The 15,186-nt window shown below is 33.8% G+C and carries 16 protein-coding genes; 13 read left to right on the top strand and 3 right to left on the bottom strand.

Translation table 11 applies throughout. From position 1 onward, the window contains the following. The first annotated feature begins 65 nt into the window (after positions 1-65). The gene (locus EIG86_RS06540) at positions 66-644 is read left to right on the top strand and encodes a DUF6252 family protein (RefSeq protein WP_127845364.1); all 579 of its coding nucleotides are present in this window, start codon (positions 66-68) and stop codon (positions 642-644) included. A 194-nt stretch (positions 645-838) separates the two neighbouring features. Here EIG86_RS06540 and EIG86_RS06535 read toward each other — a convergent pair whose 3' ends face one another. Continuing rightward, entirely contained in the window at positions 839-2,299 is a 1,461-nt protein-coding gene (locus EIG86_RS06535) for a TonB-dependent receptor (RefSeq protein WP_127845363.1), read from the bottom strand. A gap of 107 nt (positions 2,300-2,406) precedes the next feature. Between EIG86_RS06535 and EIG86_RS06530 the strand changes: the two genes are divergently transcribed. The 5 genes from EIG86_RS06530 (at position 2,407) to EIG86_RS06515 (ending at position 5,329) form a co-directional block, all read left to right on the top strand. Then, positions 2,407-3,168, top strand: coding sequence for an MBL fold metallo-hydrolase (locus tag EIG86_RS06530; protein ID WP_127845362.1), 762 nt, complete (start codon positions 2,407-2,409; stop codon positions 3,166-3,168). Continuing rightward, a complete protein-coding gene (locus EIG86_RS14115; RefSeq protein ID WP_157983115.1) occupies positions 3,168-3,317 on the top strand; it encodes a hypothetical protein in 150 nt (49 codons plus the stop codon). Before EIG86_RS06530 ends, EIG86_RS14115 begins: the two co-directional genes overlap by 1 nt. Before the next feature lie 91 nt (positions 3,318-3,408). Next, positions 3,409-4,521, top strand: a complete 1,113-nt coding sequence (locus tag EIG86_RS06525; protein ID WP_394342213.1) for a PQQ-dependent sugar dehydrogenase — start codon at positions 3,409-3,411, stop codon at positions 4,519-4,521. 2 nt (positions 4,522-4,523) lie between these two features. Next, positions 4,524-4,967 carry a c-type cytochrome gene (locus tag EIG86_RS06520; protein ID WP_127845360.1) on the top strand — a complete coding sequence of 148 codons (444 nt, stop codon included), beginning with the start codon at positions 4,524-4,526 and terminating at the stop codon, positions 4,965-4,967. Further along, entirely contained in the window at positions 4,967-5,329 is a 363-nt protein-coding gene (locus tag EIG86_RS06515) for a cupin domain-containing protein (protein ID WP_127845359.1), read from the top strand. Before EIG86_RS06520 ends, EIG86_RS06515 begins: the two co-directional genes overlap by 1 nt. 3 nt (positions 5,330-5,332) lie before the next feature. Here EIG86_RS06515 and rlmH read toward each other — a convergent pair whose 3' ends face one another. Beyond that, a complete protein-coding gene (gene rlmH, locus EIG86_RS06510) occupies positions 5,333-5,806 on the bottom strand; it encodes a 23S rRNA (pseudouridine(1915)-N(3))-methyltransferase RlmH (protein WP_127845358.1) in 474 nt (157 codons plus the stop codon). A 47-nt stretch (positions 5,807-5,853) separates the two neighbouring features. Here rlmH and nadC point away from each other — a divergent pair, with 47 nt between their 5' ends. The 7 genes from nadC (at position 5,854) to EIG86_RS06475 (ending at position 13,919) form a co-directional block, all read left to right on the top strand. After that, positions 5,854-6,711, top strand: coding sequence for a carboxylating nicotinate-nucleotide diphosphorylase (gene nadC / locus EIG86_RS06505; RefSeq protein ID WP_127845357.1), 858 nt, complete (start codon positions 5,854-5,856; stop codon positions 6,709-6,711). A gap of 3 nt (positions 6,712-6,714) precedes the next feature. Then, the gene (locus EIG86_RS06500; RefSeq protein ID WP_127845356.1) at positions 6,715-7,650 is read left to right on the top strand and encodes a YihY/virulence factor BrkB family protein; all 936 of its coding nucleotides are present in this window, start codon (positions 6,715-6,717) and stop codon (positions 7,648-7,650) included. After that, positions 7,647-8,207 (top strand): chalcone isomerase family protein, encoded by a 561-nt coding sequence (locus tag EIG86_RS06495; RefSeq protein WP_127845355.1) that lies wholly within the window; start codon positions 7,647-7,649, stop codon positions 8,205-8,207. Before EIG86_RS06500 ends, EIG86_RS06495 begins: the two co-directional genes overlap by 4 nt. Before the next feature lie 3 nt (positions 8,208-8,210). Beyond that, positions 8,211-8,636 (top strand): DUF2147 domain-containing protein, encoded by a 426-nt coding sequence (locus tag EIG86_RS06490; protein ID WP_127845354.1) that lies wholly within the window; start codon positions 8,211-8,213, stop codon positions 8,634-8,636. A gap of 18 nt (positions 8,637-8,654) precedes the next feature. Beyond that, positions 8,655-11,117 (top strand): replication restart helicase PriA, encoded by a 2,463-nt coding sequence (priA, locus tag EIG86_RS06485; protein WP_127845353.1) that lies wholly within the window; start codon positions 8,655-8,657, stop codon positions 11,115-11,117. 98 nt (positions 11,118-11,215) lie between these two features. Continuing rightward, a complete protein-coding gene (locus EIG86_RS06480) occupies positions 11,216-12,166 on the top strand; it encodes a hydrogen peroxide-inducible genes activator (RefSeq protein WP_127845352.1) in 951 nt (316 codons plus the stop codon). 229 nt (positions 12,167-12,395) lie between these two features. Continuing rightward, positions 12,396-13,919, top strand: a complete 1,524-nt coding sequence (locus tag EIG86_RS06475; protein WP_127845351.1) for a SulP family inorganic anion transporter — start codon at positions 12,396-12,398, stop codon at positions 13,917-13,919. A gap of 76 nt (positions 13,920-13,995) precedes the next feature. On the opposite strand, the gene EIG86_RS06470 is transcribed toward EIG86_RS06475, so the two are convergent. Then, a complete protein-coding gene (locus EIG86_RS06470; protein ID WP_127845350.1) occupies positions 13,996-15,108 on the bottom strand; it encodes a TlpA disulfide reductase family protein in 1,113 nt (370 codons plus the stop codon). Positions 15,109-15,186: the final 78 nt, after the last annotated feature.

Here is a 15,186-nt window from a genome sequence, read left to right as displayed (position 1 = left end):
ATCAGGTAATTCAAGTAAGCCAATAAATTGTAATTAAAAACGAAAATATATTTAACAAAATTTAAATGAAAAACATATTTAAAAACTTAAGCTTTATCATACTTTTTTTCTTCTTTTCTAGTTGCAGCAATGATGATGACAATTCTAATAACCTAACCAACGAACTTCCTGAAGCTACAAATATTGGAGCAAATACAGCAGGAGCAATCGTTAATGGCGCTCCTTTTGTGGTAAACGATAAATCTGATCCCTTCTTTAGAGCTAGGTATGTAAACATTTTTGAAGAAAATTTCTTGTTAATAATTACAATTCCACACATCGAATTTATTAATGGAAGAGGTTTTCTTAGTTATTTAAAAATCTCATATACATTAAGTGAAATCAATCAGAACGAAATCTTAGAACTCAATTCTTCAGCATCTGAACTAGAATCTGGCGATGGAGGTATTGGTGAATTAGAAAGTTCGAATGACAAATTTGAATTAGGTTATTTTGTTACCAATCAGGATAATATAGGAGAATTGATCATAACTCATTTCGATGAAGATGAAAATATTATATCAGGTACTTTTTGGTTTGATGCCAAAAGTGTTGATGGTAAAGTCGTTAAAGTAAGAGAGGGTCGCTTCGATATTGAATTATAGAATATTTTGAGGAATGATTATTTTCGAAATTACTCAATTTTATCAAAATTTAAGATTTTAGGGTTAAAAATGGTATCTACTAGAAAACATTTTCAAACATTTAAAGTGCAGTCTAACTGATTAGAATTCAATTAAAAAAAGGCTTGATTTTTTTAAATCAAGCCTTTTTTAATTTTGGTTATCATTAATTGAAATTAATACCCAACATTTTCTGTTTCACGTTTATATTCTCTTTGGAAAAGTTCTTGATCTTCAATCATTTTTGCGGTTTTTTCAGGAACCGCTTTTTGCCATCCATCTTCTCCTTTAGAAATTTTCTGTAAAATATCTCTCGAGAAATAACCCAAAATATCTTCATTATAATCTTCAATGTCAACAACTCTACCATTGTATTTGAAGAATTTATAAAGCTCTTTCATTCTTGGGTGAACCTTTAAGTTGTCGCTATTGGTGATTTTTCCTGTTTTAGGATCTTTATAAGGATAAAGATAAACTCTTAAATCTTTGAAAAACAATTTACCAAAGGCTTCCAAAATTCCTCCACTCAAATGGCGATAATATTTTTCATCAAACACATCGATTAGATTATTAACGCCCATGGCCAGTGCCATGCGTTCTTTGGTATAATTTGAAAAATATTCAACCAATTTATAATATTCTTGAAAATTTGAAATCATAACTGTATGGCCTAGAGCGCAAAGCAGTTTGGCACGATCCATAAAATCTTCTTCGTTGATTTCTCCTTCAGAACGAAGGTTAGACAATGTGATTTCAAAAACAGGCTGAATATTATCTTGCTTAACCTTTTTTTCTTTTTTGAACAAATCTAAAGCTGTTTCGTAAATATCCATATTTACTTTAGTCACAGGTCTAAAACTTCCTCTTAAGGCAATAATATTTTTCTTGTAGAGTGCTTTTGCAGGCAGGATATTGTTGCCGTCTGGCGAAAACATAACGGCTTCAGTCATTCCGTTTTTCACTAATTGTAAACTCATCAATCGATTGTCTACATCTTCAAAGTCAGGACCAGAAAAATTAATTGTATCAATTTCAATTTGATCTTTATGCAAATGATCGTACAAATCTTTTAATATTTGCTTTGGATTGTTGTGGGCATAATACGCAGCATAAATCAAATTTGTACCCAAAATTCCTAAAGTATTTTGTTGTAAACGTGCATCATTTTCTTTGAAACGAATATGCAGAACAATCTTATTATATTCAGCATTAGGTTTCAATTGATATTTGATGCCAACCCAACCGTGACCTTTATAACGCTTTGCAAAATCAATGGTTGCTACCGTATTTGCATAAGTAAAAAACAATTTATTCGGATGCTTACTTCTATGTATTCTGTCTTCTATAAGTTGAGTTTCGTGATCAATCATTTTATGCAGACGACTTTCTGTAACATAACGTCTATCTTCTTCAACACCGTAAATTGCATCACTAAAGTCTTTGTCATAAGCACTCATAGTTTTGGCAATCGTACCCGAAGATCCACCAGCTCTAAAGAAATTCCGAACGGTTTCCTGTCCCGCTCCAATTTCAGCAAAGGTGCCGTAGATATTTTCGTTAAGGTTTATTCGTAAAGATTTATCTTTAATAGATGGTGCACTCTTAAAGTCTTTGTCACCCATTATTGTTATAGACATAAGCTGTATTTTTTGAAATCTTAAACACTTTTTAAACTCTAAACAAAAGTAGTTAATACTTATGTGTAAAGAAAAAAATAACATAGTTTTGTAGTAAAAATAACATTTTGAAAGTAACGTTTTTAGGTACAGGAACTTCACAAGGCGTGCCAATTATCGGCAGTAAACATCCAGTTTGCTTAAGCGATGACCCAAAAGATAAAAGATTACGTGTTTCCGTACTTCTAGAATGGGATGATTTTTCTTACGTCATAGATTGTGGGCCAGATTTCAGACAGCAAATGCTGAAAAATAATGTTGAAAAAATTGATGGTATTTTATTTACTCATGAACATAATGACCATGTCATTGGTTTGGACGATGTGCGTCCATTTTACTTTCGTCAGGGAGAAATTTCAATTTATTCTCATGAACGCGTTTTAGAACAACTAAAACAACGATTTGCTTATGTTTTTCAGGTAAATAACAAATATCCCGGTGCGCCATCTCTAAATACAAATATTATCGATGATGAAGAATTTGTTATTGGAAATCTAAAAGTGAAACCTATCAATGTTTATCACCCAGAACTTCAAGTTTATGGCTTTAGGTTTGGCGATTTTGCCTATGTTACCGATGCAAAAATTATCCCTGATTCTGAGATGGAAAAGTTGAAAGGAGTAAAAACATTAGTCCTGAATGCGCTAAGAAAAGAAGAACATCACTCTCACTTAACTTTAGGTGAAGCTCTAGAAGTTGTGGATAAACTCAAGCCAGAGCGTGCTTATTTTACTCACATCAGTCACCACATGGGATTTCATGAAGAAGTTCAAAAAGAACTGCCAGAAAATGTTTTTTTGGCCTACGATAATTTAAAAATCTCTGTATAATGTTAAAAAATCTCTATTTATACTTGTTTGTTATTTCAGCATTATTAGCAGTATTAATTTATTTCAATGGTAAAAAAATCATCGACAAACAGGAATCTAAAATTCAAGAATTAGAACTTGAAATTGAAAAGTTAGAAGCAGAAAACTAATATTTTCAATTTTTTAGATTAAAATCTAGTTAATTGCCCTAAAAATAATGTCATTTTTAATTTACTTAGTGAAAATTTTAAAATGGTCATGATGAAAAAAAGAATTTATTTATTCATATTGAGCTTTGGTTTTCTAGCTTGTGCTCAAACTGAAGATACAAGTATTCAAAATATTGATGAAGATTATAAATACGATGTATTAGTTGACAATATAGAAATCCCATGGGGTTTCGATTTTTTCGATGACGGGAGTATAATCGTAACTGCTAAATCAGGACAAGTCTATCATTATAAAAATGGTGAAACCACCAATATTGGTGAAATTCCTAATGTTTACAATCGCGGACAAGGCGGCTTGTTAGATGTGAAAATTCATCCAGATTATCCAAATAAACCCTGGATTTATTTCACCTTAGCTTCTACAACAGGTGAAGAAGAAGGTGGACACACAGCACTAATTCGTGCAAAACTCGAAAATAACCAAATTACTAATATCGAACAGCTATACAAAGCTTCACCAAACACTACAAAAGGCGTGCATTTCGGTAGCCGTTTGGTTTTTGACCGAGACGGTTATCTATTTATGTCAATTGGTGAGCGCGGTGCTAGAGAAGTGAATCCGCAAGATATTACAAGAGATGGTGGTAAAATATATAGATTTCATGATGATGGCAGCATTCCTACTGATAATCCATTTTATGATGAAAAAGATGCAAAAAAAGCCATTTATTCTTACGGACACAGAAATCCCCAAGGAATGGATTTGCATCCTGAAACTGGAAAAGTTTGGATTCATGAACACGGTCCGCGTGGTGGCGACGAAATCAATATTATTGAAAAAGGAGAGAATTATGGTTGGCCTGTTGTGAGCTACGGAATAAACTATGACGGGACAGAATTTACCGACGAAACTTCCAAACCAGGCATGAAGCAGCCTTTTTATTATTGGGTGCCATCCATTGCGCCGAGTGGAATGACATTTGTAACTTCGGATAAATATCCAGATTTGAAAGGTGATATCTTAGCTGGCTCACTTAAGTTTCAATATTTAGAACATTTGGCAATAGATGAAAACGGAGTGAATAAAAGAGTAAAACTTTTAGATCAAATTGGTCGAGTTCGAAGTGTAAAACAAGGCAAAGATGGTTTTATTTATGTTGGTGTGGAAGGTGTAGGTTTGATAAAAATGTTGCCTAAATCATAACAATGAAATTTATATTAGTCTTTTTTTTAGCCTGTCTATCAGTATTTTTTATGAATTTAAATTCAATTTCTTCAAATGAAAATTACAATGATCTACAAGAAAAAGAATTGAAACAAAGCATAAACGATGGCAAATCGATTTATGCAGATTTCTGTATGCGTTGTCATCTTCCAAATGGCGAAGGCGTTGAAAATACTTATCCGCCTTTGGCAAAGTCCAACTGGCTGAAAAATAAACGTGAAGCTAGTATAAAATCCGTAAAATTTGGTTTGAGTGGAGAAATCATCGTAAATGGTAAAACCTATAACAACCGAATGAGCGCGATGGGTTTAAGTGATCAAGAAGTCGCCGATGTTATGAATTATATCATGCATAACTTCGGAAACTCAGACTATAATTTGAAACAAGTCACCAAAGCTGAAGTCTCCAAATTAGAAAAGAAATAATGAATCAAGTTGTCAATATCGATCAAAAGCTTACTGAATTTTCTGAGTTTTGGACTCCGAAAATCGTTGGAGATCTCAACGAACAACAGGTTAAGTTGGCTAAACTTAAAGGTGAATTTGTTTGGCACAGTCACAAAGATGAGGATGAAATGTTTTTGGTTATCAAAGGCGAACTCAAAATTGAATTTGAATCTGAAACTAAACATTTAAGTGCTGGTGAATTTTTGATTATTCCTAAAGGTCAAAGACATCGGCCAGTAGCAGACGAAGAAGTCCACGTCCTTTTGTTTGAACCAAAATCTACCTTGAATACTGGTGATCAACAGAATCATTTCACCAAAAACAATTTAGATAAGATTTAAACTCTACTCGTGATGATAGGGTTGATTATTCAAAATTGAAAATGCGCGATACAACTGTTCTGTGAAAAATAGTCTGACCATTTGGTGCGAGAAAGTCATTTTAGACAAGGCTACTTTTTGTCGGCTTTTTTTATACACATCTTCCGAAAAACCATAAGGACCGCCAATTACAAAAACCAACTGTTTGATGCCAGAATTCATCTGCTTTTGTAACCATTGTGCATATTTTACAGAAGTAAATTCTCGACCATTTTCGTCTAGCAAAACCACCACATCCGAACTGGAAAGGCGTTTCAAAATCTGCTCTCCTTCTTTTTGCTTTTGAAGTTCAACCGTTAAATGCTTGGTTTTCTTTAAATCAGGAATTATTTCAGTTTCAAATTTCACATAATGCGACAATCGCTGCTCGTAAATTTTTACTAAGGATTGAAGATCTTTTAAATCGGTTTTGCCGACAAGTAGTAATTTGATGGTCATCAGTATAAAAAAGATTAACTTTGTTTGTGACAAAAATAGAGAACCTAATGATTAGTCAAAAACAATTTGAAAAAGAAATAGAATGGATCATCACTAACGCTATTCGCGAAGATGTTGGCGATGGAGATCATTCCAGTTTAGCTTGTATTCCCAGTTCAGCTATAGGTAAAGCTAAACTTTTAGTCAAAGATGAAGGGATTATTGCAGGTATAGATTTCGCCAAACAAGTTTTTAAATTTGTAGATCCCGTACTAGAAATTACTCAAGAAATTAAGGATGGAGAAAATATCCAATATGGAGATGTCGCTTTTTTTGTTGAAGGCTCTAGTCAATCTATTTTGAAAGCCGAGCGTTTAGTTTTGAATGCGATGCAGAGAATGAGTGCGATTTCAACTAAAACAAAATCTTTTGCTGAAGCTTTGTCACCTTATAAAACCAAAATTTTAGATACCAGAAAAACGACCCCTGGATTGCGTGCGTTAGAAAAATGGGCAGTAAAAATCGGCGGCGGAGAAAATCATCGATTTGCTTTGTATGATATGATTATGCTGAAAGATAATCACATCGACTTTGCTGGCGGAATACCGCAAGCCATAGAAAAAACGAAGTCTTATTTGTCCAAGAATCATTTGGATTTAAAAATTATTGTTGAAGCCAGAGATTTGGACGAAGTGCAACAAATTCTAAATGCTGGAGGAATTTATAGAATTCTGCTTGATAATTTCAATTATGACGATACAAAATCTGCTGTAGAAATAATTGGCAATAATTGTTTAACCGAATCTAGCGGCGGCATAACGTTGGAAACAGCCCCGAAATACGCCGCTTGTGGTGTTGATTTTATTTCAAGTGGTGCATTAACGCATTCTGTATATAATCTCGATTTAAGTCTCAAAGCAGTATAGTTTATGGCTGAACAAATTGATGAAAGCTTCCAAAAGATACCAATTATCAGAACATTGGCAAAATTTTCAAACCGATTGAAATTGCCAAGATTGGATGGTTTAACGCTTTACGATTTGTTGAAAATTTACATTTTAGGTATTATAAAAGGCACTTTTTCAACCCGTGCTGGTTCTATTGCGTTTAGTTTTTTCATGGCCATTTTTCCATTTTTGTTATTTGTCCTGAATTTGATTCCTTTTGTTTGGTTTATCGATGATTTTCAGCAAGAATTACTCAATTATTTCGAAGAATTGTTGCCGCCTCAAACTTCAGGTTTATTTGAAGATATTTTTTACGACATCGCCAACAACCCGAGAGCAGGTTTATTGTCATTTGTGTTTTTATTATCAATTTTCCTGATGTCCAATGGAGTGAATGCTATTTTTACTGGTTTTGAATTTTCCTATCATACCAAAGTCAACAGAACTATCATAAGGCAGTACATTGTTGCAGTTGGAATTGCAATAGTTGTGGCTTTTTTACTTTTGATTGCTGTAATTGCGACAGTTTATTTTACTTATTTAATTGATCAATTTCAGAGTTTAGGTGTCGTAGGAGATTCCTTGCTTCTTGCTAAATACGGCCGTTTTGCAATTTTAATTTTCATTTTAATTCTGGGAATTTCAATTTTATATTATTTTGGGACTAAAGAAGGTCGTAAATCTCGCTTTTTTTCGCCGGGAGCTTTTTTTACAACAATTTTAATTATCTTAACCACCTATTTGTTTTCAATTTATGTTGAAAATTTTAGTGCCTATAACCAACTTTATGGCTCTATTGGAGCTTTGTTGATTTTGATGCTATACATTTGGTTGAATTCAAATATATTGTTGTTGGGGTTTGAACTCAACGGGACTATCTATCACTTAAAGAAACACAATAAAAATAAATTACTATGAAACTACTTTCAACAATTATTTTAGCTTTAGTTATGGCGATGCCAGCTTTTTCTCAAACTGAAGTTGCCGGTGTAGAATTGCCAAATAAACAGAATTTTGGTCAACACGAGATGATGCTTAACGGTGCTGGTGTTAGAGAAAAATTTTGGATGGACATGTATGCTGGTGGCTTGTATGTCACAAAAAAAATGAACAGCGCACAGAAAGTTATGGATGCAGATTCACCTATGACAATTAAAATCCATATTGTTTCTGGATTAATTTCAAGTAAAAAAATGAGTGACGCAGTGGAGGAAGGATTCGAAAATTCTACCAAAGGTAACACTGAAGCTTACCGAAAGAAAATAGATCAATTCAAAGCTTTTTTCTCTGAGGAAATTCAAAAACAGGATATTTTCGATATTACTTATCAGCCTGAAAAAGGCATTGTTGTTTACAAAAACGGCAAAGAACTAGGCACGATAGAAGGTTTCGATTTCAAAAAAGCATTGTTCGGAATTTGGTTCTGCGATGAACCAGCAGACGAAGATTTGATGAAAGGAATGCTAAATTTATAATTTATGAAGTTTGTTTTAATTTTTATTACACTTATGACGTCTTGCACATTCTATGCGCAGGACGTTTTTGGAAAATGGAAAACTATAGACGATAATTCAGGTGAAGCCAAATCTATCGTCGAAATTTATGAAGAAAACGGTAAAATTTACGGGCAAATTAAGCGTATTCTTAAAGACTCTAAGCGCGATGTTCGATGTACAGAATGCAAAGGTGATTTAAAAGATATCAAAGTAGAAGGCATGGTTTTTATAAGAGATCTAGAAAAAGACGGTGATGAATATGCCAATGGAGAAATTATTGATCCAGAAAATGGGAAGTCCTATGATGCTAAAATTTGGCTCAATGAAGACAATCCTGACGAATTACATGTCCGTGGCTATGTTTCTGTATTTTACCGCACCCAAACCTGGAAACGACTGGAGGAATAAGATTGAAAAAGATATTGAATGTCCTATTTTGTTGACGTAATTGTTCCATTACCATTAGAAAAATATTTTACCTACAGCATAACTGAAACCGAGTTTGAAATCTTGGAAATCGGTATGCGTATTGCTGTTCCATTTGGTAAAACCAAGGTCTATTCTGCGATTGTGGTCAATATACACCAAAATCCACCACTGCGGTACCAAGCCAAGCCTATTGAAGAAATTTTAGATGAAACGCCAATTGTCACTTTAAAGCAATTGCAACTTTGGCGTTGGATGGCAGAATATTACATGTGTAGTGAAGGTGAAATTTTGCGTTCTGCATTGCCAAGTGCGTTATTGATTGAAAGTGAAACCGTCATCGAGCCACATCCTGAAATGGATATGGAAAACATTGACGAACGTGAGGATTTGACCGATGATGAGTATTTAATTTTACAGGCTTTACAAAAACAACCGCTTCTTAAAATTAGAGAAATTACTCTAATTCTTGATAAAAAAACCATACTTCCGGTTGTCAATAAAATGGTTGATAAAAGTTTGATTACAGTAAATCAAGAATTAAATAAACAATACAAACCAAAACTTGAAAAATTCATAAGAATACTGCCTGAATACCAGTCTGAAAATAAATTGCCGCAGTTGCTTGAAGATTTGAGCAGAGCGAATAAGCAAAAAGAAGCTTTGCTAAAACTTTTTTCTTTATCAGCTCAAAGCCAAAAGCCAATAATGACCAAAGAATTGAGAGAAAAAGCGGGAGTTTCAGCTCCGGTTATTAAAGCTTTAATTGAAAAAAATATTCTTGAAGAATATGTTATTAAAAAAGACCGGGTCAATTTTCAAGGTGAAATTACAAATACTTCTATTCATCTGAACGAAGAACAGAAACAAGCCTATGATGAAATTCTAGAAAATTTCAGAATAAAACCTGTTTGTTTGTTTCAAGGTGTCACATCTTCTGGGAAAACTGAAATTTACATCAGACTGATTGAAAAAGTTTTAGAAAAAGGGAAACAAGTGCTTTATCTTTTGCCTGAAATCGCACTTACGACACAATTAATCAATCGTTTGCAGGCTTACTTTGGAGAAGAAGTTTTGGTGTATCACAGCAAATATTCAGTAAATGAACGTGTAGAGGTTTACAAACATATTTTGGAAGGTACCAAAGGTAAAATCATTATTGGCGTAAGATCTTCAATTTTTTTACCATTCCAAAATCTTGGTCTTATTGTCGTTGACGAATCTCACGAAAGTAGCTTTAAACAATTTGATCCTGCGCCTAGATATCATGCTCGGGATTCTGCTGTAGTTTTAGCAAATATTTTCAAAGCTAAAACCTTGTTAGGAACTGCCACGCCAAGTATTGAAAGCTTTCATAATGCCAATCAAAATAAATACGGTTATGTGAAATTAGATAAACGTTATGGAAATGTCATGCCACCAAAAATTGAATTGGTTGATTTAAAAGAAAATCAGCGTAAGAAGAAAATGACTGGACATTTTTCTGAACGTCTACTTGAAGCTATGAAAGAAACTTTAGCAGCTGGGCAGCAAGTTATTTTATTTCAAAATCGTCGTGGTTTTTCACCAATTTTAGAATGCAATACTTGTGGACATGCGCCACAATGTCCAAATTGCGATGTCAGTTTAACCTATCACAAGCACAACAACACTTTGCGTTGCCATTATTGCGGCTTTCACATGGCAATGCAATTGAAATGTCTGGCTTGTGGCTCACAATCGTTGAGCACCAAAGGTTTTGGTACTGAACAAATCGAAACCGAACTGAATTCGCTGTTTGAAGATTACAAAATCCAAAGGATGGATTTGGACACAACTCGTGGAAAAAATTCCTATGAAAAAATTATTTCAGCTTTTGAAAATCGCGAAATAGATATTTTGGTTGGCACCCAAATGCTAACCAAAGGTTTAGATTTTCGCGATGTGAAACTTGTCGGGGTAATGAATGCAGACAGTCTATTGAACTTTCCAGATTTCAGAGCACACGAACGCAGTTACCAATTATTGGTTCAGGTGTCCGGTCGTGCTGGACGAACCGATGAACAAGGTTTGGTTTTGATTCAAACTTACAATCCGCATCATCAAATACTTCAGCAAGTGACGACCAATAATTATGCTGAAATGTTCAAAGAACAACTTGATGATCGATACAATTTCAAATATCCACCAATTTTTAGAATGGTGAAAATTGTCCTGAAAACTAAAGATTTAAACAAGTTGAATGAATCCGCAGATTGGTTGGCTTTATATTATCGACAGATTTTCAAAACCCATGTTCTGGGACCTGAATTTCCACCAATTTCTAGAATCAGAAACGAATATCATAAAAATATTCTAGTCAAAATTCCTCAAAAACAATCATTAGAAAAAACCAAAGAATATCTTCAAAAAGGGATTGATAAATTTAAAGCTATCAGTTTTTTTCGATCTGTAAAAGTGGTCGTTAATGTAGATCCTTACTAATATTTTATTTGTTTTACTGGAACTATAGCTTAAATTTTATCGACTTCAAAATTGTTATAAATAAATCCAATAGTGTATTTTTGTGAAAAATTTGAATCATGACGATCACTCAACTTAATTATTTATTGGCTGTTGCTGAATATAAGAATTTTACCAAAGCTTCAGAAAAGGTATTTGTAACTCAACCGACTTTAAGTATGCAAGTACAAAAGCTAGAGGAGGAGTTGGGTGTGAAAATTTTCGATCGTACCAAAAAACCCATCAAATTAACTCCTGTTGGTGAAAAAATTATAGCACAGGCTAAAAATATAGTGAATGAAAGCATTCGGATTCAGGATATTGTAGAACAACAAAAAGGATTTATTGGTGGTGAATTCAAATTGGGAATCATTCCTACAGTGATGCCGACTTTACTACCGATGTTTCTGAATAATTTTGTAAAAAAGTATCCAAAAATAAATCTTAAGATAGAAGAACTTCACACCGAAGCCATTATAGAAAAAATCCAGCAAGGACATCTTGACGCTGGTATAGCTGCCACGCCTTTGGAGTTTGAAAATATTATTGAAAAACCAATTTATTACGAACCTTTTACAGCTTACATTCCTAAGCAACATCCATTGTTCAATAAAACAGACTTAACGCCAGACGATTTGGATGTTGATGAAATTTTATTGTTGGAAGATGGTCATTGTTTCAAAGATAATGTGTTGAATTTATGCAAAGCTAGTCAGTTGAAACCCGACCAAAGACAGTTTTATTTGGAAAGCGGAAGTTTTGAAACACTTATTAAATTATCCGATGAAGGTTTAGGCATGACGCTTTTACCGTATTTGCATACACTAGACCTGAGTTCAGAAAAGCAAAAATTCGTAAAATTCTTCCAGAAACCTTATCCTTCTCGTGAGATCAGTATTGTTCATCATAAAAATGAATTGAAAATGCATATTATCGATGCTTTAATGGAAGTGATCAACTCAATCGTTAGAGCTGCTATTCAATTTCAAGATATTGAAATAATTAGTCCTGTTCAGAAATCAAAGTCTTGAAATTCAGAATGTTGAAGCTTAAGTGATTCTCTGTAAGAAAAGACTTGTAAAGCTTTTCATTATGGATTTTTATTTTACTTTTGCAACTTCAAAAAGTTAAGTGATGACAACTACACCGCCATAATGTTTTGAAATACCATTTTCATTTAGGTCAACTTTGACCGCAATATTTGTGTGTACACTTAATTTCAATTCCTGATTTTTCTAGTAATATTTTAAATTTTTCCAAATGAAGAAGTTATTCAATTTATTTGACTTCAAACAAAAAGTTGATTATAAAATCGAAATAATGTCTGGTCTGACAGTTGCTTTAGCTTTAGTTCCTGAAGCGGTAGCTTTTTCACTCATCGCTGGATTATCTCCACTTACAGGACTTTACGCAACTTTTGTAATGGCACTTGTAACAGCTATTTTTGGTGGCCGTCCAGGAATGATTTCTGGGGCAACGGGAGCTGTTGCTGTTGTGTTGGTTTCTCTTTCAAAATCTCATGGTGTAGAGTATATTTTTGCAGCTGTAGTCTTAGCTGGAATTATTCAGTCACTGGCTGGACTTTTCAAATTGGGTAAACTTATGCGTTTAGTGCCGCATCCCGTTATTTTTGGATTTGTAAATGGTTTGGCAGTGATCATTTTTATGTCACAACTCGACCAATTCAAAGATGCTTCAGGAAATTGGCTGACGGGTTCCAGTCTTTATATTATTCTTGGCTTGGTAGTTTTAACCATGCTAATCATTTGGTTGCTACCAAAACTAACACGCGCTGTTCCGGCTTCCTTAATTGCAATTTTAGTGGTTTTTGGAATTGTCTATTTTGGTGGAATTTCTACTAAAACTGTTGGAGATATTGCTTCTATTAGCGGTGGTTTTCCTCCATTTCATATTCCTGAAGTTGAATTTTCTTTAGAGACCCTCATGCTAATCTTACCATATTCTGCAATTGTTGCAGGTGTTGGGTTGATTGAAAGTTTATTGACTTTGAATATTGTAGATGAAATTACAGAAACCCGTGGTAATGGTAATAAAGAAGCTATTGCTCAAGGTTCGGCCAATATTTTATCTGGATTTTTCTCAGGAATGGGTGGTTGTGCCATGTTAGGGCAAAGTTTGATTAACGTGTCCAATGGTGCGCGAGCTCGACTTTCAGGAATTATTGCTGCGATAGCTTTACTTGCTTTTGTCATGTTTGGGTCTGGATTGATTGAGCAATTGCCAATGGCTGCACTCACAGGACTTATGATTATGGTAGCGATTGGAACTTTTGAATGGGCAAGTTTGAAAACCTTCAAACGTATGCCAAAATCTGACGTTTTGGTCATGGTTTTGGTAACTTTAGTGACTATTTTCCTGCATAATTTGGCTTTAGCCGTTTTAGTCGGCGTGATTATCGCTGCTTTAGTTTTTGCATGGGACAATGCAAAGCGAATTCGTGCTAGAAAAAGTATAGATGAAAATGGTGTGAAACACTATGAAATTTATGGTCCATTATTTTTCGGTTCAACTACAGTTTTCAATGATAAATTTGATGTTTTGAATGATCCAGATGAGGTCATTATAGACTTTAAAGAAAGTAGAGTAGTGGACATGTCAGCCATAGAAGCTCTGAATAAAATTACAGAGCGTTACATGAAAGTCGGTAAAAAAGTTCATTTGAAACATCTTTCTCCAGATTGTAAAAATCTGCTAAAAAATGCAGAAGAAATTATAGATGTCAATGTGATTGAAGATCCAAATTACAAAGTCTTGAGTGATTGATTAAAAATCGTTTAAATATAAAAAAATCCCATAATTTTAGAAAATTATGGGATTTTGTTTTTAGTGTTTCAGTAAATTATTCTTCACCTAAAATTTCTTCAACCTTCTTTCTTAAAGCTGGACCTCTTAGATCTTTAGCAACAATTACTCCGTCTTCATCAATTAAAAATGCTGCAGGAATTGAACGGACACCATATTTTCTAGCAATTGGTTCCTGCCAAAATTCTAAATTTGAAACGTGATTCCAATTCAAATTATCCTGTTCAATAGCTTTGATCCAAGCGTCTTTTTTATTTGGTTTATCCAAAGATACTCCGATTACTGCAAAACCTTTGTCTTTGTAATCTTCGTAAACATTTACAATATTCGGGTTTTCTAAACGGCAAGGTTTACACCAAGATGCCCAAAAATCAATTAAAGTAAGTTTGCCCATAGCATCTTCCAAAGCTAAAGTTTCACCCTCTGGAGTTGGTCCAGAAAATTTTGGCGCTTCTGCACCAACATCTGTAGCACCGATTTTGGCAATCTTTTCGCCAACCATTTTTCCTAGTTGAGAATCTTTGATTTCATTTGAATATCCATCATAGATGCTTTTCATTTCTTTTGAAGATGCACCTTTTGAATTTACAATATCAGACAAAGCCATCATACCAACGATTGAATTTTTATTTTCTTTGGCGAATTTCAATCTTGCTTCTTTTGACTCGTCCATGATAGACTTCATTTCAGAACGTAGCTGTTGCACCTTTTCTCGCTCTTTAGCCATGGCTGCAGAACGATATTCGTTTTGCAATTCCTGTTGCTTTTCTCCAAAATTTTTAAGCATAGAGATGTAATCTTCCAAAAGTTGATTATGCTTGCCGCCCATGACCTTAGAAGCATTCAAACTATCTTTGTAAACTTCCATTTCAATACTTTGGTCTTCAGTGATGAATATCACATTACCATTAAGACCTTGAAAATTCAATAAATTGATTTCTTGATTCTCCAAATCTTTTAGGTCAAAACTAAAAGTTTCATTTTTGACCGTTGTTGTATCAACGGGTTCAGGGTTATTTTGTGGGCCTAGTTTGGCTAGATAAACCTCTGTTCCATCTTCAACACCAGCAATATTGGCATTTAGTTTTTTTTCATTTTGCTCACACCCAACTATAGTAATAGCAAGTAGTAAAACCAATAGAATTCTCATTGTCTTTGTTTTTTTATTTGAAACAAAAATAATCAAGTCTACGGTTAATACTCAAAAAATTCAATAAAATTCAGAATT

This window comes from Psychroflexus aestuariivivens, assembly GCF_004010055.1.
Taxonomy (GTDB): domain Bacteria; phylum Bacteroidota; class Bacteroidia; order Flavobacteriales; family Flavobacteriaceae; genus Psychroflexus; species Psychroflexus aestuariivivens.
The sequence above is the reverse complement of the archived record's forward strand: the minus strand, read 5'-3'. Positions and strand labels throughout refer to the sequence as shown.

Excerpts from the sequence above, each read along its gene's own strand:
- EIG86_RS06490 (WP_127845354.1), top strand. The coding sequence starts at position 8,211 with ATGAAGTTTGTTTTAATTTTTATTACACTTATGACGTCTTGCACATTC.
- priA (WP_127845353.1), top strand. The coding sequence starts at position 8,655 with ATGTCCTATTTTGTTGACGTAATTGTTCCATTACCATTAGAAAAATAT.
- EIG86_RS06520 (WP_127845360.1), top strand. The coding sequence starts at position 4,524 with ATGAAATTTATATTAGTCTTTTTTTTAGCCTGTCTATCAGTATTTTTT.
- EIG86_RS06480 (WP_127845352.1), top strand. The coding sequence starts at position 11,216 with ATGACGATCACTCAACTTAATTATTTATTGGCTGTTGCTGAATATAAG.
- EIG86_RS14115 (WP_157983115.1), top strand. The coding sequence starts at position 3,168 with ATGTTAAAAAATCTCTATTTATACTTGTTTGTTATTTCAGCATTATTA.
- EIG86_RS06525 (WP_394342213.1), top strand. The coding sequence starts at position 3,409 with ATGAAAAAAAGAATTTATTTATTCATATTGAGCTTTGGTTTTCTAGCT.
- EIG86_RS06500 (WP_127845356.1), top strand. The coding sequence starts at position 6,715 with ATGGCTGAACAAATTGATGAAAGCTTCCAAAAGATACCAATTATCAGA.
- nadC (WP_127845357.1), top strand. The coding sequence starts at position 5,854 with ATGATTAGTCAAAAACAATTTGAAAAAGAAATAGAATGGATCATCACT.
- EIG86_RS06470 (WP_127845350.1), bottom strand. The coding sequence starts at position 15,108 with ATGAGAATTCTATTGGTTTTACTACTTGCTATTACTATAGTTGGGTGT.
- EIG86_RS06475 (WP_127845351.1), top strand. The coding sequence starts at position 12,396 with ATGAAGAAGTTATTCAATTTATTTGACTTCAAACAAAAAGTTGATTAT.
- EIG86_RS06515 (WP_127845359.1), top strand. The coding sequence starts at position 4,967 with ATGAATCAAGTTGTCAATATCGATCAAAAGCTTACTGAATTTTCTGAG.
- EIG86_RS06535 (WP_127845363.1), bottom strand. The coding sequence starts at position 2,299 with ATGTCTATAACAATAATGGGTGACAAAGACTTTAAGAGTGCACCATCT.
- EIG86_RS06495 (WP_127845355.1), top strand. The coding sequence starts at position 7,647 with ATGAAACTACTTTCAACAATTATTTTAGCTTTAGTTATGGCGATGCCA.
- EIG86_RS06540 (WP_127845364.1), top strand. The coding sequence starts at position 66 with ATGAAAAACATATTTAAAAACTTAAGCTTTATCATACTTTTTTTCTTC.
- rlmH (WP_127845358.1), bottom strand. The coding sequence starts at position 5,806 with ATGACCATCAAATTACTACTTGTCGGCAAAACCGATTTAAAAGATCTT.